Annotated in this window: 16 protein-coding genes; 4 read left to right on the top strand and 12 right to left on the bottom strand. The window is 61.7% G+C overall.

The genetic code is table 11. The features are described from left to right. Nucleotides 1-28 precede the first annotated feature (28 nt). The 3 genes from AC6CH8_RS10685 to AC6CH8_RS10695 all read right to left on the bottom strand — a co-directional run bounded on the left by AC6CH8_RS10685 (nucleotide 29) and on the right by AC6CH8_RS10695 (nucleotide 3,887). The gene (locus tag AC6CH8_RS10685) at nucleotides 29-1,435 is read right to left on the bottom strand and encodes an amino acid permease (protein ID WP_017197270.1); all 1,407 of its coding nucleotides are present in this window, start codon (nucleotides 1,433-1,435) and stop codon (nucleotides 29-31) included. A 225-nt stretch (nucleotides 1,436-1,660) separates the two neighbouring features. Continuing rightward, nucleotides 1,661-2,968, bottom strand: coding sequence for a M18 family aminopeptidase (locus AC6CH8_RS10690; RefSeq protein WP_498190433.1), 1,308 nt, complete (start codon nucleotides 2,966-2,968; stop codon nucleotides 1,661-1,663). 37 nt (nucleotides 2,969-3,005) lie between these two features. Continuing rightward, nucleotides 3,006-3,887, bottom strand: coding sequence for an intradiol ring-cleavage dioxygenase (locus tag AC6CH8_RS10695; RefSeq protein WP_498190435.1), 882 nt, complete (start codon nucleotides 3,885-3,887; stop codon nucleotides 3,006-3,008). Nucleotides 3,888-4,049: 162 nt separating this feature from the next. Between AC6CH8_RS10695 and AC6CH8_RS10700 the strand changes: the two genes are divergently transcribed. The 3 genes from AC6CH8_RS10700 to AC6CH8_RS10710 are packed head-to-tail and all read left to right on the top strand — an operon-like array spanning nucleotide 4,050 to nucleotide 6,105. Further along, on the top strand, nucleotides 4,050-4,493 hold the full coding sequence (locus AC6CH8_RS10700; RefSeq protein ID WP_420179509.1) for a hypothetical protein: 444 nt from the start codon (nucleotides 4,050-4,052) through the stop codon (nucleotides 4,491-4,493). After that, nucleotides 4,490-5,230, top strand: a complete 741-nt coding sequence (locus tag AC6CH8_RS10705) for a cyclase family protein (protein ID WP_498190437.1) — start codon at nucleotides 4,490-4,492, stop codon at nucleotides 5,228-5,230. The genes AC6CH8_RS10700 and AC6CH8_RS10705 overlap by 4 nt, the downstream gene beginning before the upstream one ends. Before the next feature lie 50 nt (nucleotides 5,231-5,280). Further along, nucleotides 5,281-6,105, top strand: coding sequence for an IclR family transcriptional regulator (locus AC6CH8_RS10710; RefSeq protein WP_498190439.1), 825 nt, complete (start codon nucleotides 5,281-5,283; stop codon nucleotides 6,103-6,105). On the opposite strand, the gene AC6CH8_RS10715 is transcribed toward AC6CH8_RS10710, so the two are convergent. The 7 genes from AC6CH8_RS10715 to AC6CH8_RS10745 form a co-directional block, all read right to left on the bottom strand. Further along, complete coding sequence (locus AC6CH8_RS10715) at nucleotides 6,051-6,827, bottom strand: IclR family transcriptional regulator (RefSeq protein ID WP_498190441.1); 777 nt, start codon at nucleotides 6,825-6,827, stop codon at nucleotides 6,051-6,053. The genes AC6CH8_RS10710 and AC6CH8_RS10715 overlap by 55 nt on opposite strands. Nucleotides 6,828-6,964: 137 nt before the next feature. Beyond that, nucleotides 6,965-8,407: an amino acid permease gene (locus tag AC6CH8_RS10720; RefSeq protein WP_420179513.1), complete on the bottom strand. Its 1,443-nt coding sequence runs from the start codon at nucleotides 8,405-8,407 to the stop codon at nucleotides 6,965-6,967. A gap of 447 nt (nucleotides 8,408-8,854) precedes the next feature. Then, nucleotides 8,855-9,547 (bottom strand): response regulator, encoded by a 693-nt coding sequence (locus AC6CH8_RS10725; RefSeq protein WP_091464196.1) that lies wholly within the window; start codon nucleotides 9,545-9,547, stop codon nucleotides 8,855-8,857. Further along, a complete protein-coding gene (locus AC6CH8_RS10730) occupies nucleotides 9,544-10,833 on the bottom strand; it encodes a sensor histidine kinase (protein ID WP_498190444.1) in 1,290 nt (429 codons plus the stop codon). The genes AC6CH8_RS10725 and AC6CH8_RS10730 overlap by 4 nt, the downstream gene beginning before the upstream one ends. Before the next feature lie 27 nt (nucleotides 10,834-10,860). Continuing rightward, nucleotides 10,861-11,712, bottom strand: a complete 852-nt coding sequence (locus AC6CH8_RS10735; RefSeq protein ID WP_091464201.1) for an ABC transporter permease — start codon at nucleotides 11,710-11,712, stop codon at nucleotides 10,861-10,863. A gap of 2 nt (nucleotides 11,713-11,714) precedes the next feature. Further along, complete coding sequence (locus AC6CH8_RS10740) at nucleotides 11,715-12,659, bottom strand: ABC transporter ATP-binding protein (RefSeq protein WP_091464204.1); 945 nt, start codon at nucleotides 12,657-12,659, stop codon at nucleotides 11,715-11,717. A gap of 165 nt (nucleotides 12,660-12,824) precedes the next feature. Further along, nucleotides 12,825-14,327, bottom strand: coding sequence for a bifunctional phosphatase PAP2/diacylglycerol kinase family protein (locus AC6CH8_RS10745; protein WP_498190446.1), 1,503 nt, complete (start codon nucleotides 14,325-14,327; stop codon nucleotides 12,825-12,827). 55 nt (nucleotides 14,328-14,382) lie between these two features. Here AC6CH8_RS10745 and AC6CH8_RS10750 point away from each other — a divergent pair, with 55 nt between their 5' ends. Next, entirely contained in the window at nucleotides 14,383-15,087 is a 705-nt protein-coding gene (locus AC6CH8_RS10750; protein WP_498190448.1) for a phosphatase PAP2 family protein, read from the top strand. On the opposite strand, the gene AC6CH8_RS10755 is transcribed toward AC6CH8_RS10750, so the two are convergent. After that, nucleotides 15,032-16,219 carry an MFS transporter gene (locus AC6CH8_RS10755; protein ID WP_091464212.1) on the bottom strand — a complete coding sequence of 396 codons (1,188 nt, stop codon included), beginning with the start codon at nucleotides 16,217-16,219 and terminating at the stop codon, nucleotides 15,032-15,034. The two genes, AC6CH8_RS10750 and AC6CH8_RS10755, sit on opposite strands and share 56 nt — an antisense overlap. Next, nucleotides 16,216-16,983, bottom strand: coding sequence for a DeoR/GlpR family DNA-binding transcription regulator (locus AC6CH8_RS10760; RefSeq protein ID WP_498190450.1), 768 nt, complete (start codon nucleotides 16,981-16,983; stop codon nucleotides 16,216-16,218). Before AC6CH8_RS10760 ends, AC6CH8_RS10755 begins: the two co-directional genes overlap by 4 nt. Between the last annotated feature and the right edge of the window lie 97 nt (nucleotides 16,984-17,080).

Genomic DNA, 17,080 nt, shown 5'->3' on the forward strand with positions numbered 1-17,080 from the left:
TGTCCTGTTGCAGAAAAGGCGACGGCGGTCAGGAACCGATCTTGGCGCGCTCGGCTTCCCCGCCAAGCACCGGAGTGGCGGGCGTGTTGCCCTTATTGCGGTAGCGAAGCACGCCGATGCCCACCACAACGGCAGCCAGGGCCAGCGATAGGAACAGCGATTCACGGGTGGATTCGATGATGACCATACCGATGATGAGTGCCACGATGGCGCCAATCGCAATCCACGTGAGGTACGGGAAGAACCACATCTTGAGGTCGAGATCCTTGGCTGCCGCGCCCATTCGCCTGCGCAGGATGAGCTGCGAGGTCGCGATGACCAGCCAGACGAACAACGCGATGGCACCTGACGTGTTCACGAGGAACAGGAACACCGAGTTCGGGGCAATGTAGTTCGCTCCGACGGTGAGGAATCCAACCACGGTGGAAGCGAGCACTGCCGCGGCAGGCACGCCACGCTTGGAGATCTTCATCCAGGACTTGGGAGCGTCGCCGCGCTGCGAGAGCGAGAACAGCATGCGGCTGGCGGTGTACAGGCCCGAGTTCAGGCAGGAGAGCACCGACGTTAGGACAACAATGTCCATGATGGTCCCGGCACCCGGGATTCCGTAGAGCTCGATGACAGCAACGTACGGGCTCTTGGCGACGGAGGCGTCATTCCAGGGCAGCAAGGTCACCACGATGGCAATGGAGCCGATGTAGAAGATCAGGATGCGCCACACAGTGGACTTCACGGCCTTCTTGACGGCGTCCACCGGGTTCTCGGATTCACCGGCAGCAATGGTTGCGATCTCCGCGCCGAAGAAGGAGAACACCACCACGAGGATGCCCGCGAGGACAGCGCCGGGACCGTTGGGCATGAAGCCGCCCTGCTCCAGCAGATTGGCTACGCCCGGCGCTGAGACGCCCGGCATGAAGCCGAGGATGGCGACGATTCCGGCCAGCAGGAAGATGACGATTGCCGCTACCTTGATGGACGCGAACCAGAATTCGAACTCGCCGTAGGACTTCACCGAGCCGAGGTTGGTCAGCGTGAGGAGCACCATGAGAATGAGCGCCCAGACCCATTGGTCAACGCCCGGCACCCAGCGATGCATGATGGCCGCACCGGCAGTGGCTTCGATGCCGAGCACGATGATCCAGAACCAGGCGTAGAGCCAGCCAATGCTGAATCCGGCCCAACGGCCCAACGCCTTGTCAGCATAGGTGGAGAACGAACCGGTCTCAGGGTTGGCTGCAGCCATCTCACCAAGCATGCGCATGACGAGGATGACCACGAGGCCGGCAGCAAGGTAGGCCACCAGGATGCCCGGTCCCGCCTGCTGGATAGCGGCCCCGGACCCAACGAACAGGCCTGCCCCGATGACGCCGGCGATGGCGATCATGGACAAGTGTCTGGGTTTTAGGGACTTTGAAAGCTGTTGGTCAGCGTGCATGGATCGGCGCCGTCCTTTTAGGTTTTTGAGGTTGGCCGCAGTGGTGTGCCACGGGCCACATGACTAATTCACGTTAACCTCCTACACCGATGCGCATCCTGTGCAGCTGAACAAATTGCGCATGATGAAAAGAGAGGGGCGCACAAAATGTAAACCCTGAGGAATCCAAAGTTTCCTATAGGAAACTTTTGTAATACCCCTGAAATGACTGCTTTAGGCTTCTGCCTAGACCGCTGCCCGGAAGAACTGCTCAGCTACAGTCGCCAGACTCTTCGCGTCCTCTACGCCGCACAGCTCCCGCGCAGAGTGCATGGACAGCAGCGGGATACCCACGTCCACCGTTCGGATGCCGAGGCGGGTAGCAGTCAGGGGCCCGATGGTGGAACCACACGGGAGATCGTTGTTGGAAACGTACTCTTGATACGGAACGCCGGACTCATGGCAGAGACGGGCCCACAAAGCCGCACCCGTAGCGTCGGTCGCGTAACGCTGGTTGGCATTGATTTTGAGCAGCGGGCCCCCGTTCAGCACCGGCCTGTTCGCGGGATCGTGCTTCTCCACATAGTTCGGGTGGACGGCGTGGCCGGCGTCCGCAGAAACACAGAACGACGCCGCCATGGCCTGCCGCCTTTGACTCACCGACGCACCCAGGCCGTCCGAGATGCGCACCAAAACGTCCTCGAGGATGGGTCCACAGGCACCGGAGCGCGAGTTGGAGCCGATCTCCTCATGATCGAACGCCGCCAGGACCGCGATGGGACCCGTTGTCGGCACAGAGGACGCATGCGCTATCAGCGCCACCAGGCCCGCGTGCGTGGAAGAAAGGTTGTCCAAGCGGCCTGAAGCGAAGAACTCACCCTTGGCCCCGAAAACTGCCGGCGCCTGCGTGTCCGCCACTACGACGTCGTAACCACCGATGTCCGCAGCATCAACGGTGATGCCTTTCACACGTGAGGCGAGCAGCCCCAAGAGGTCCTCTCGGGCGGGGTCGCCCTGGCCGAAGATAGGGTTCATATGCTGTTGCTTGGACAGGTGGAGACCGTTGTCGTTGACGCCGCGGTCCAAATGAATGGCAAGCTGCGGGAAGCGAAGGAGTGGACCCGTCGCGGTCAGGTGCTGAGTGCCGTCACGAAGTACCAATCGGCCTGCCAGCTGCAATTCACGGTCCAGCCAGGAGTTAAGCAAAGGCCCGCCATAGACCTCCACCCCGGCCTGCAGCCAGCCGAATTTTCCGGTGGTCGGCTTCGGCTTGAGTTTGAACGAGGGCGAATCTGTGTGTGCACCGAGGATGTTGAAACCAGTGGTGGGGCCGGCGTTTTCGGGGGTCACCCAAGCGATGAGCGCCCCGTCACGGATGATGTAGCACTTGCCTGCTCCGCCGTCCCAGGGCTGTAATTCATCCAACGCGGTGAAGCCTGCGGCGTCCAGCAGCCGAGCAGCCTCATGCACCGCGTGGAAGCTCGACGGAGACGCCGAAACGTACTCGCCCAGGTCCTTGATGTGGTCAACTGCTGCGCTGGCATTCGAAGGCATGCCCCCGAGTCTAGCCCTGCTTTCGCAGCTGAACGGCCTAAACGGTGACGTTCAACGCGGCCGTGTAACCACCCGCCACGGAACCGGACATAGTCGCCAGCTGGTATATGCCTCCATCGTCACCAAAGACGTTGTCCGAGGTCAGGGTAGTGTTCGGGAAGCTTCGGGCGCTGGACTCATAGCCGGACGTTGCGTAAACCTCCTTACAGGCAGTCTCAGTGAGCGCTATCTGCGAGACGGCGAGCACCTGCCCGGCGGCCGAGGTGTTGCTCATGGACTCAAATACCTCGAAGTGAATATGAGGCCAACGGCCGTTGTAGGCACCGGGGTAAATGGTACTGAAGGTGAGTTGCCCGTTGGCGTCGGCTTCCTGGACGCCGCGAAGGTAGTTCTCATTCTCAATGCCTGAATCGTAAAGCGAGTACTTCCCGTCTTTGTCGCAGTGCCAGGCGTACACGGCGGCACCGGCCAAAGGAGCGCAACCGTTCGCGTTGTCCAGGAGCGTCAGGGTCACTGTCAGCGGCACGCCCTCGGCCTTTGTGCTGGAAGTTCCAAAGCTGGACCTGATGTCGCGACGGACCACCCCGGACGCCTCCAGCACGTTGGGGCCATTGGAACCGTCGCCCGGGTAGGGCCCAAGAGTCTCCTCCGGGATCTCCACTCCGCATTCTGCGAAGGCACGGGTCACGGTGCTCGTAGCGGTTGGCGACGCGGCCGCCGTCGCGCCTTCAGTAACGGTGGCGGTAGCTGTGGCAGCGCTCGACGGCGATGCGCTGCCGCCTCCCGTACCCGGCGTACAGGCCGCCAGGGCTGCTGCCGTTCCGGCACCGAGGAGCACCCCCAAGCTGCGACGCCGGCTCAAGAGCGTGGAGAGGTCGAATTCAAGGCCACGATCGTGGTCGGGGTGAGGAGTTGTCATGCATCCATGAAACGCGCCGCGCCTATGGGTTGTACATGGGGAAACTGTGCCGCGGCTGTGAAGATAGGGGCATGATGTGCATTATAAACATTTTCATATGCTTGTAATGCTCGTCACGTCGTGGCACGATATCTCGAAGACATACTGACGGAAGGGTCCCCCATGAACATTGAACTCAAAGCGGTGCGCAAGCTTCGCATCCATTGGCCCATTCCCGTGGAGACAATGACGCAACTGGCGGGGGGCAACCTCCAGGCATTGAACGCGGATGCGGGCATCACATCCCTGCTCGAGGAACTGCAAGCCACTCCGGAACTCGGCGGCTTCGGTAACTATCACCATGTCTTCGAGTCTTCCGCAGGCTTCGAAGGCTTCACCGTGGCCGAGGGCGCCAACCCCACGCTGGGCACCATAGGCCAGCGAACAATCTCACCCACGTTCGTGTTCACCACCTACTTTGACGACGCCCTGGATCAGTCCGCTGTCCAAGCACTCGTTCAACGGATAGTCGACATCCACCCGTGGGAAGTTCCCGTCATCGAAGTCTCGGGACCACTCAGTGTCTCCAGCAGCGCCGCTCAGGTCGAAACGAGGCTGGCATCATGAGCTCCCCCCTATGGCAGGACTTGGCGCCACTTCTCCTCAACAGAACTTTCACCGACCTGACCCATGCCTTTCATCCGGGCCAGCCCCGCTTTCCGGCATTCCCGGACGAGGCCAGGGAAACCCTCTTCGATCTGGAGAAGGGTGACGGTTTCACTGCCCACAGGTATTCAATAGTGGGCCAGTGGGGCACCCACGTGGATCCGCCGTCGCATTTTGTCCGTGGCGGGCGGACGCTCGATCAGCTTCCCGTCGAGGACATGGTGTTGCCATTGGTTGTCCTGGACATCAGCAACCGGGTCCTGGCCGACCCGGATGCCACGCCCAGTGTGGACGATGTCCTGCAATGGGAATCGCGTAACGGGAAAATCCCGGCAGGTGCATTCGTGGCCCTGCGCACTGGATGGAGCCGCCGCTGGCCTGACACCGCAGCAATGGCGAACGTCGACGACGCCGGAATAAGCCATACTCCCGGGTGGTCTCGGGACGTCCTGGAGTACCTCATCGAAAAGTGCCAAGTCACCGCCGTCGGCCACGAACAAACTGACACCGACCCTGGAATGGCTACCTCCCGCAAGGACTTCAGCTTGGAAACCTATGTCCTCTCCCAGGACAAATGGCAGATCGAACTAATGGCCAACCTGGATCACGTTCCTGAGGCGGGGGCCGCCCTGATCGCAACGTGGGCAAAACCGCTCGAGGGAAGTGGCTTCCCGGCTCGCGTCTTCTCCATCCACTAGAACTTCCATCCCATACACGCGTGCCCCGGCCGGGTGGCTAGAATCGATCCATGTCAAAGACCTCCAGCATGGGCCGTGGAATGATGGCCCTCCTTGCAGTGGGGGCACGTCATGCCGAGGGATTCGACGGCGGCAAGGTGGCTGACATCGCAGCCCGCCTGGACAAGGACCGTAGTCAGGTTTCGCGGAGCCTCAAAGGTGCACAGCAGGAAGGCTTCCTCAGGCGTACCGGGCAGCGTGAATACAGTTTGGACTGGTCGATCCTGACAGACGCCCAATTGGTAACTGAGCAGCGGCTGAAGACTGACGGCCTCACTGCCTTGGAAGGCCTGGCTTCCGAAACCAACGAGGCCTGCTTTCTGGGCGTGCTCAGCGGAAACAGTACGGTTACCATCGGCGAGCAAGTTCCGGACAGTGCCAATCTGGTGGGTTCATGGCTTGGCCGCCCCTACCCCGCCTACTGCAGTGACGCCGGTCAAGCACTCCTTTGGGATGCCGAAGAGGATGAGATACGGAAGATCTTTGATGGCGTGGAGTTCGTCAAACACGGGCCCAATACGCCGGTGTCCGTCGACGACTTTCTGAAACGGCTCAACGAAGCGCGCACCCGTGGCTACTCAATAGTCGATGAGGAGGCCGAGCCCGGGCTCTACTCACTGGCCGCCCCGATCAGGGACTTCAAGGGGGAAGTCGCAGCGGCGCTGCAGGTCGTTGGGCCCAAGTCACGCATCGGACCCCAGCGGGAGGCGTTCGCCATAGCACTCGGCTCATGGCGTGATTGGCTTGAGGTCCAGGTGGGCGGACGCAGGTCGTCCCTCATTCAACCTTGGACAGCGAGCTCCGCCCCGGCACCCAGCCGCGTTGAAGCGGACTGAAGAACCGCAGCAATCTCGGGGGCGGCCGCCTCAAGGCTTGACCGGCTACCCAGAACGCTGAGGGCAGCCGCAATTCGGCCCCCGCTTTCGCGGACAGGGACAGCCAACTCCCATACTCCGTGTTCAAACTCTTCGGCGGCCAGCACAAAACCCTGGGTTCGGTCGCGTTCCATGAGTCCTGCGACCTCCGCTGCAGAATGCGCTGCAGCCGGGCCGCCGACGCCGATGAAATTGACCTCGGCGAGCAGGGACTCCAACTCGGTGACTGAGTGATCCCACAGCAATGCCCGCCCCGAACCCGTGCACCATACCGGGGTGACCATGCCGGGCTTGGCGAACCCACCCAGCACCGAGTTATTAGTGGACGAACGCAACAAGAGAACCCTGACGCCGTCGCGCACCGAGAGTCGGGACCTCAAATCGAGAGCAGACACCAGCTCCTCCAGCTCAGCACGTGACTGATGAACCCAACCGGCATTGAGGGCGGCAGCGAGACTGAAGAACCGCGGTCCTGTCCGAAAGGGACCGCGGTCTACGCGTTCGAGCAGACCCAGGTCACACAGCTCCTGAGCCAACCGGGACACCCGGCTTTGCTCCATGTCCAGCTCTGCCGCCAACTGCGACACTCCCAGGAGTTGGCGGCCCTGCTTCTCGCGGTCCGTTACCAAGCGAACAAGACGAAGGCCCTGCGCCAATGACGACGCTTCTGGAGACACATCCACGAAAACTGCTCCTTCCATCAAGCCGTTCACGCAATTCTCACACGCGGGCGTTAGCGCACGGTCATTGCGGCTTGCTGGCAAAACAGGCTTCGCGACCGACAATTCGGCCGGCCGCGAAGCTTGGTGCAAGGGTCAGATCAAGCAGGACGCTTTGCCCTGGACTTCCGGCCATACCGGAAGTGGAAGAACAGGTAGCAGGCGGCCACGAAGGGAACACCGAAGTACAGGGCGGCAATCTGGGAAGGGTCAAAAGCTATACCCACCAGGGACACCAGGCAGAGCGCAAAGGCCAAGATAGGCACCAAGGGAAATAGAGGCGCCTTGTAAGCCAGGTCCGCCACGCGCCCACCATTGCGGACGAAAGCCCTGCGGTGGAAGAAATGGGATGCGGTAATGGACATCCATACGCCCACAACGGCGAAGCCTGCGATGGAAACAAGGGCAAGGTAGACGGTCTCTGGTGCAGCCACACTGCTGACCAGCGATGCCAGCCCACCCACCATGCTGACGGAAAGGGCAATAAGGGGTATTCCACGCCGGGTCAGGCGCTTGAGCGCTCTGGGGGCATGCCCTTCATCTGCCAGCGAATAGAGCATGCGTGCGCAGGAGAACAGGCCGCTGTTCCCGGCGGACAAAAGCGCGGTAATGATGACGAAGTTCATGATGTCCGCCGCGAAGGGGATACCTACGGAGGAAAAGACCGTGACGAAGGGGCTCTCGTCCAGCCCCACCTGGTCGAAGGGCACAGTAGCCGCGATGACTGCAATGGCACCCACAAAGAAGATCAGAAGGCGGATGACTGTGCTGCGCATGGCTTTGGGGATGTTCTTGGCCGGATCCTTGGTTTCCCCGGCCGCTACGCCAATGAGTTCCGAGCCGGAAAAGGCATAGAAGACGGCCAGCGCAGTAACCAGGACGCCGGTGAAGCCGTTGGGGAATAGACCACCCGAAGTGTTGAAGTTCTCCAAGAGGAACGGATGGTTGTTGGACTCCGACAGTGGGTGGAAGCCGAACAGGGCAGCCCCGCCGAAGACGATCAGGGCAATGATGGCCCCCACCTTGACGATTGAGAACCAGAATTCGGATTCTCCAAAGAACTTGGAGGAAAAGGCGTTGAACCCAAACAGCATGGCGGCGAAGACGAGGCACCACACCCAGACCTCAATATCCGGGAACCACCGCTGCATGAGCAATCCTGAGGCTGTGAACTCAGATCCGATTGCCACAGCCCAGCAGAGCCAGTAAAGCCAAGCGGTAGCGAAGCCTGTTGCCGGACCGATGGAACGGGAAGCGTAGATGTGAAAGGCGCCGGAGACCGGGTAAGCAATGGCCAACTCTCCGAGGCAGGCCATCACCAGGTAGACCACGAAGGCTCCCACCAGATAGGCAATGACGGCACCGAGGGGACCTGCCTGGGAGATGGTGTAACCGGAACTCAGGAACAGGCCTGAACCGATGACACCTCCCATCGCGATCATGATCAAGTGCCGCGGCCCCATTGACCGGCGCAGGCCGGTTTCCACCGGGGCCGGAAGGGCGGCGGATGGATGGTCCAGCTTCAGGGGTGTAGAAGATTCCATGTCTTGTCTCCGTTAACTGACAGATGCGAACGGCACGCCGGGAACTTTCGGGGTGGGGAGCCGAAGCGGCGCTTGTAGTGACGAAGGTAACACAGAACCAAGCCCTAATGAGCGTTAAATGCATTTGTGAATGTATATAACGCACGTCACGTCCGCCTGTGTGGCTACTCCTTAGACTCAGGACTACGTTCCAGAGTGTCCTTCAACTGCTTTCGCGCGCGCGAGTAGCGGGTCCTCGACGCAGTTGCAGAGAGTCCCAGAATCGCCCCTGCCTCAGCGACTCGAATCCGTCCCAGACAATCAACATGACCAGTTCCCTGTCCTTCAGCCGAAGAAGGGAAAGGGCTCTGTGAACCTCCCCATCGGATTCGTATGGTGCTTGCATTTCATGTATCTCCGGACGCGCAGCAAACGTGGCAGCAAGCTATTTCGAGGGCAGACTGAGTGTCAGTAGTCCGGGTTGCTCGGCACCACGAGTCCGGTTTCGTAGGCGTAAACCACAACCTGCACCCGGTCCCGGAGCTGCAGCTTGCTCAGGATTCGGCGGACGTGGGTCTTCACCGTGGCCTCGGATAGGAAGAACTTGTGGGCGATCTCAGCGTTGGAGAGGCCCTCCGCGATGGTGGTGAGGATTTCCGTTTCCCGCGGTGTGAGTTCATCCAGGAGCGGGTCCCGATGCGGACTCGGCGCGTGACCGGGCACGACGCCCCCGCGAACGTAAGTTTCCAGCAGCCGTTGCGTAACACGTGGCGCCACCACAGCATCGCCACTGGCAACCAGGCGCACCGCGTGGACCAGCTCAGAGGGAGCAACATCCTTGAGCAGGAATGCGGAGGCCCCGGCTTGTAGTCCGGTGAAGGCGTACTCATCAAGGTCGAACGTGGTCAGGATGATGACCCGTGCATCGGAGCCTGAATCCGAGATCCTACGCGTGGCTTCAATGCCGTCCATGCCGGGCATGCGTACGTCCATCAGCACTACGTCCGGTTGCAGGGCCTCAACCTGGCGCACGGCCTCAATCCCATCGGAAGCCTCGCCCACAACGTGGAAGTCCTCTTGGCCTTCAAGAATGAGCCGGAAGCCCATCCGCAGCAGTGGCTGATCGTCCACCAGCAGCACTTTGATGTTGTCTTCGGTCATGATTCCCCCTTTTCGCCGTTCCAGCGGAGCTCGGCATGGACTGCCCAGCCTCCCCTTTTTCCCGGACCGGCAGTAACGATTCCAGCATAGATTCCGGCACGTTCATTCATTCCCGCAATGCCTTGTCCGGTCCCAAGGCTGCCCACGGATTCGCTGCTGCCCTCGCGGCTTCCGCGGCCGTCGTCGAGCACGTCAATGGTGACCAAATCGCCGTCGCGGGCCACGTGCACGTCAACTCGGCTCAGCGACCGACCGTACCGCAGGACGTTGGTCAGCGACTCCTGCACGATCCTGTAGACGGTCAGTTCAAAAGCGGGGTCGGCCGGGAGGCCCGGCCCCGAATGGGCGTAGTGCAGCGGCAATCCGGCGGTGCGGAAACCGTCCAGGAGTTTCGCCAGGTTCTGACCGGATTCAAGGGGCGTCAGCGGTGCCGGTCGCCCGGAGTCATCCCGTAGAACCCCGAGGACCCTGCGCATATCGGCCAGTGCGGCCCTTCCGGTGCGTGACAGTTCGCCGAGGACCTCACCGGCTCGATCCGGATCCTTCTTGACCACCACGGCGGCCCCGTCTGAGAGGCTGATCATGACTGTCAGCGAGTGGGCCACGACGTCGTGCATTTCGCGGGCGATCCTGTTGCGCTCGGTGACCTTGCCGAGCTGCGTGGTCCGCGCGGCCCACGCCGCGATCTCCGCTTCATGCTCCCTGCGCTGCCGTACCGAGATGCCGATGCCAGTAGCCAGGAGGTTGGACAGCATGATGGATGCCGCAGTGGCGATGTTGTTGATGAGGTGGAAGTTCTCCGGGACGTCCTGCAAGTTGTCCATCTGGCTGGGGCTCGTCCACATGAACAAGTAGAGAAGACTCAGGGGCAGGCTGGCTGCGGCGAAAACCACCAGCGTCAGCGCACGCTTCCTCAGGGACGCCACAGCATAGAGCGCAAACCAAAGACCCGCAGAAACGTTCGAGCCCCACGGGTTCAGGATGGTGGCCGCGATTTCCAGAAGCGCGATGGCGAGCACCACCTGAAGCGGGAATTGCCGCCTGAAAATCAACGCGATGGCGATCAACAGCAGGATTGCCACCACGAGCCACTTGCCATCGATGATCGAGGTAATGATGGTGGGCAACGCCAACAGAAGGTAGCAAAGGATCACCACGGCATCCATGGCCCGTGGGCGCTTGTAGAAGTAGCGCCGGATCCTGCCCCTGCGGCGCTGGGTAATTTCAGCGAAGGACGCGTCGGCCGTGGTGCCCGACGCGTCCTTCATCTGCGAAACTTCAGTCATGGATTGAGCCTAGACGGCAACCCCGTCCTAGACGTCCCGCTTCTTGAGCAGAACCATGGCCAGTGCTACCGGCACAACCACCCAAGCACCAAGAACCAGCGCAGCCTGCCACGCTTCCAGCGTGTCCGGGACGTGCTCGACGGCGGTCATCGGAGTGATGGTGCTGGTGGGCAGGTACTTGTTGGCTTCCTTGAAGAAGTCGCCGGGGATGAGCTGGAAAGCTATGGGTGCAACGAACAGGAGTCCCACCAGGCTCATGATGCCACCGGCCGAGTTACGGACGATTGTTCCCAGGGCCATGCCAATGGCCGCCACAGCTGCAACGTAGAGGCTGTTGACCAGGAGGAGCTTGATGGATTGCGAACTGCCGAGATCCAGCTTGAGGTCGTAGGTATCAACGATTGGTAGCGACACCAGGCCGGCGATGTAAATGGACACCGCTGTCAGCAGGAAGGCGCTGACCATGACCACAATCAGCTTGGCCAGGAATGGCGTGAGCCGCTTGGGAACGGCGGCAAACGTTGAGCGTGCCATGCCGGTGGTGAACTCGGAGCTCATGAGCAGGACGCCCAAGGAACCGAGGATGAGCTGGGCGAACGAAATACCTGACGTGGGGATGCTGACTGCCAGGTCCCCGCCTTGGGCAGCCATGGCGGCTGCCACTTCGGGGTCGGCGGCGGCCTGCTCCGCAAACTGTCCTGTTCCCCAGGCCGAGAGAGCTGCGAAGCCCACCATGACCAGTGCCGTGGAGGCCAGGAGGATCAGAGTGGACATCAAGGTGCGGAACTTGATGAATTCCGAGTTGAGTACACGGTGGAACGCCGGTCCGGGACCGACGGAGTTACGGATGGACTTGCGGTCCAAGGTAGTGGTGCTCATGTTTATTTCCCTCCGACCTGAGCGGGAACCGAGGCCCCGGTGGTGATGTGCGAGTGGTATTCGACCTCGTCCTTGGTGAGTTCCATGTAAGCCTCTTCAAGGCTCGCCTGGAGCGGGGTCAGCTCGTAGACCATGACCTGATTCTCCAAGGCGGTGCGTGCGATGCCTCGGGGATCCAACCCTGAAACCTCCAGCAGTTCGCGTTCGTGGACCTCCACGGAGACACCGGTTCCGGCAAGGAGCTGCATGAGGCGTTCCGGCTGATCAGTGCGGACCCGGGTGCGTGCTTGGCCCTTGCCGGTGATGATTTCGGCGATGGGTGCGTCGGCAATGATCCTGCCTCGACCGATCACAATCAGGTGGTCTGCCGTCAGCGCCATCTCACTCATGAGGTGGCTGGACAGGAAAACTGTGCGTCCTTCGGAGGCCAGGTACTTGACGAGGTTGCGAACCCAAACCACGCCTTCAGGATCGAGGCCGTTGACCGGCTCGTCCAGGATGATGGTCTGCGGATCGCCCAGCAGCGCGGCGGCTATTCCGAGGCGCTGACCCATTCCGAGCGAGAATCCCTTGACCTTCTTCTTGGCAACGTCACCCAGGCCGGTCATCTCGATAACTTCACGAACCCGGCTCTTGGGGATGCTGTGCGTCGCCGCCATGGCAAGAAGGTGGTTGTAGGCAGTGCGGCTCGTATGGACAGCCTTGGCGTCCAGAAGGGCACCAATCTCGCGCAGCGGCGCCTTGTGCTGGGCGAAGGGCTCACCGTTCACGGTTACAGAACCCGACGTAGGAGCGTCCAGTCCCATGATCATGCGCATTGTTGTTGACTTGCCGGCACCGTTCGGGCCCAGGAAGCCCGTCACCCGTCCGGCTTGGACAGTGAAATTGACGCCGCCAACGGCGGTCTTCTCGCCGTAGACCTTGGTCAGGCCTTTTGCTTCGATCATGGAAGCGTTCCCCTCCTCGGAGCACATGTGTGTGCAAGTGAGTTTTGAATGTACCTACAACGCTACTCACGGAGGGGCGGTAAATCGCCTGTCTCAGGGATGATTCAGGGTTCAGTCAGGGTAGTCCTCGCGGATGACCCGGTCCGGTCAATCCGGGAAGTCAACTCAGCCCACAGGCAGCGGCGAGTACACGGTGAGCTCGCGCGGTTTCACAGTGAACGTCGCACTGCGGACCCCCGGCTTCGGCTCCCCGTCAACCGCCAGGACCAATGGTTGCCCAATAGCCTCCACCGTGATGGTGGTGGCCTCGGTCAGGTGGGTGACTTTGGAGGCGGCAACGGTGCCGGTCACTACCGCCCACAGCAGTCGCGCCCGGGCGAACGGCTCATCGGCTGTGATCATGCGCAGATCGAAAACACCGTCGTCCAACACTGGCCTGCGAAGCGGCGCGTGATCGCTGGGATAGAACCGGCCCCTGCCCATGTAGAGGATCCACAGCTTGTGTTTCACCCCATCCACCAGGAGGGTGGTGGGGGAGTTCACGCCGAACGTACGCAGGGACGCCACCAAGCTGGCCAGCGGTTTGCCCATGGCTGGCTGGAGCCGCTCCCGCCGCCTCACCAAGTTGGGATACACGCCGACGCTGGCAGTGTTCAGCATGGCCAGATTCGTGGTCTCCGGCGTCTCGGGGAGGCCCCGCTGCACCACCACGTGTCCCAGGTCGACGGACGCTGCATGTCCTTTAGTCACAGCATCGATCGCATCGTCAATCGAGCTGGTGCCGAGGTCGCGGGCGAAGTGGTTGAGGGTTCCGCCCGGAAGCACCAGGAGGGGCAGTGAATGCTCGACGGCGGCAGCCGCGGCAGTGCCAACCGTTCCGTCACCGCCCCAGACACCGAGCGCAACGGTGCCTGGCCGGGTTGCCGCCGCATCGATCTCGGCCGCGACGTCCTTACCCTCAGCAATTTCCCGTATATAGGCCTTAGGGAATATAACTTTCAACAATTCCGCAGTCTCGGGGGAGTAAGAACCACCTAGGACGTTGACAGCGATACTCAGCCCTCCGCCGTCGGAAATTGCCGGTGCCTCCGCAGGAGTCCGCCGGGGAGTCGGTTCGGGCGGTCGCGCTGGCCACCACTTGCGGGTCAGTAAGGCCGCTCCCGCCCCCAGGGCGGAACCGAACACCACATCGGAGGGCCAATGGGCACCCGTGTGCACGCGCGAGTAGGCGACGCCCGCAGCGATGGGAGCCAACAAGGCGCCCAGCGTCGGGGAAACAATACCGGCGCCTACTGCAAAGGCAACCGCCGACGCGGAATGACCGGACGGCATGGAAGAACTGATCGGCTGGGGGTGCACGAAACGAAAGATGGGCAAATGCTCGGGCAGCGGTCGGGTCCGGGGCAGCGCCGTTTTGAAGACCAGATTCGTAACCCCGGAGGCAACACCCAAGGCAAGGAGGCCGTGCAGGGCTGCCCTCCGGGGCTTACCGGGGAAAGTAGCCATGATCCCTGCAATACCGAACCAAAGTTTGCCTTTGGTGGCCGCGGCCGAGAGTTCGCGAAAGAACACGTCGTGATCACCCTGGGGTTGCCGGGACACAGCCCGGACCAGGAAATGATCTAGTCTCGCAACCCGTTTGGGGCCTTTGCCCAAGAAGCCTCGCATCCCATCACACTAACGCCTGCCGGTGTCGCCAAGCTGCCGTCGCTACGATGAATGGATGATTCGTGTACTCCATCCGCGTCAACCTCCCAGCTGGCAGTTGGTCACCCCCGGAGTGCTCCTGCTCTGTGCGTTCGCAGTTCCCGGGGTGCTGCTTATGGCAGGGCAAGGGGAGCCGGCATTCAACGGCGTGGACACCATCTGGCAGGCCTACGCCTTCAGCCTGCACTCACCCTTCTGGGATGGAGTCAACGTCGTCCTCAACTGGGCCGGCTACGCGGGGATGCTCGTCTTCCATGTGGTGCTCGCGATTTCGCTCGTCATATGGCAGCGACCCATGGCGGCGGTCTTCGCCGCGTTGAGCGGCATCGTCGTGCTGTCGCTGACGCAGCTTGCCAAAGCCGTGGTGGGTAGAGATAGGCCGGAGGGCGCCAGGGTTTTATCTGATACAGGTTCATACCCCTCCGGGCATGTCTCTGCGACAACTGCCTTCCTGCTGGTGCTTTCCATACTGATGGGACGTTGGTGGATGGCACTGATGGCAGTCATTGGTGTTATCGCCATGATGATCAGCCGCACCTACCTTTCGGCCCATTGGCTAAGCGACGTACTGGGTGGTGCGTGCCTCGCCGCCGGCATTGTCCTGCTGATGTGGTGGCGTTTCCGCGATATATGCATCAAGGAGAATGCCCAAGCGGACGGACAGACTATTTGGGCGGCAAGGGCTTCGCAACGCCGGCAAGCAGCAGGGCAAGCAAAATAGGCGCTCCGATGGCGAGCAAGGCCAAGTGGATTCCGGTGTGGTCGCCCAAGTAGCCCAGCAGTGGCGGGCCAGCCAGGAACGCTACGTAGCCGATGGTGGAAACCACTGACACGCGTGCAGCTGCGTGCTTCGGATCATCCGCTGCGGCTGACATTCCCATAGGGAAAGCCAGCGCCGCGCCGATGCCCCAGAGGGCCGCTCCAACGCCTGCCAGGATTACATTGCCGGCGAAGACGAACAATGCAAGGCCAACGGCGGCCGCGGCCATGCTGGCCCGGAGGACGTTCACTCGTCCAAACTTGTCGATCGCCTTGCCGCCGAAGAACCGCATGATGGTCATGGCAAGAACAAAGAGTGCGAACAGCAACGCGCCTGTGGATTCCGAGGCGCCGAGCCCGTCCACTGCAGCCTTCGCGATCCAGTCGTTGCCCGCCCCTTCGGTGAGGGTGGCGCCGAGGACCACGACGCCGATGAGCAGCGTCCTGCCGTCCCGCCAAGCCGTGGGGCCCTTCTCAGCGGCCACGCCGCCGTCGTGAATTTCTTCAACCGCGTGCGGCAGGAAGTATTTGGGGACCGTCAGCGCCAAGGCAACGGCGATGGCCGCGATGACCAACAAGTGCTCCGGCAAGCCGACACCCAGTTGGGAGAGGCCGGCACCGATCAGTGCGCCCAGGAACGCGCCGCCGCTGAAGGCAGCATGGAACTGCGGCATGATGGTGCGCTTGAGCCGGTGCTCGACGTCGGCGCCTTCAATGTTCTGCGCCACGTCCCAGAGGCCGATGCCAATGCCAAAGAAGAACAGGGCAACGGCTGTGCCCGGAACGGACGCGGCCATCAGTGAGAAGGCGATTGCCGCGCCGGCAGCCCCAGCCACGATGCCGGCCACCCGGACCGTATTGGCTGTACCGATCCTGCCCACCACCCATCCGGCTGATGGAAGCGCCAGCAAGGACCCGACGGCGGTGCAGAGCAACAGAGTGCCCATCTGGCCGGACGTCAGGCTGAGTGCCTCGGTCACGGCGGGGATGCGGGCAGCCCAGCTGGCGAAGACCAAACCGTTCATGCCGAAGATCAGGAACGTCGCCACCGCAGCGGCGTTGACGTTGGTGGTGCTTCTGGTGTTGGTGGTCATGCAATCACAACTTCCACGGAGAGTTTGTTGAGCCGGGCAAGATCTTCGGGGGGTGGTTCCTGGTCTGTCACGATGACGGCCACGGTGTCCATGGCTGCAACGAGTGCTAGCGCGTTGGCATTCCATTTGCTTCCTGAAGCCGCCACTATCACCCGGCTTGCCGATTCCAGACCGGCGCGCTTGACTGCGGCGTCCTCGAGGTCGTGGGCCAGCAGGCCGTCTTTCAGATTGAGGGCACAGGGAGTTACGACGGCGGTGTCGAACCTTAGGGAGCGGATGTTGGCTTGCGTCATCGGTCCCCGGAAGGATTGCTCACCTGGGATGAGGCTGCCACCTGGGAGGATGAGCTCGGGTGTGCGACCATCCTTGGTACGCGTCAGTGCCTCCACGCCGTGCAAGGACATGGGCATCACGGTGAGTTCGCGCTTGCTGAGCATGCGTGCGATCTCCGTGGCAGTGGATCCACTGTCCAGCCACACGTGTTCGCGGTCTTTGAGGAGCGCGTCCACGGCTGCTGCGATCCGTATTTTGGCGTCGTGGTCTTCCAACTCGCGTTGCCCGTAGCCGGGGTTGTCGCCTCGGGCCACCAGGCTGCGGGCGCCCCCGTGGACCCGTTTCAGCACACCGTTGGCAGCGAGGCTCTCGAGGTCACGGCGGATGGTGGCGCCGGAGGCTCCCGTCGCTTGGACGAGTTCATCCACCGTGGCTTCTTCGCGGGTGCGCAACAACTCGCCAATGAGTCGGTGGCGGTCAGCAGTTCCCATGCTTCAACCGTAGCAATGTTTGCTCAATTAATCATCCGGTGTGATCATTTGCGCACCGACGCTCTCGCACATCCCATGGCCTAAAGCGAAACGCTCT

Source organism: Paenarthrobacter sp. GQ52 (assembly GCF_059759005.1).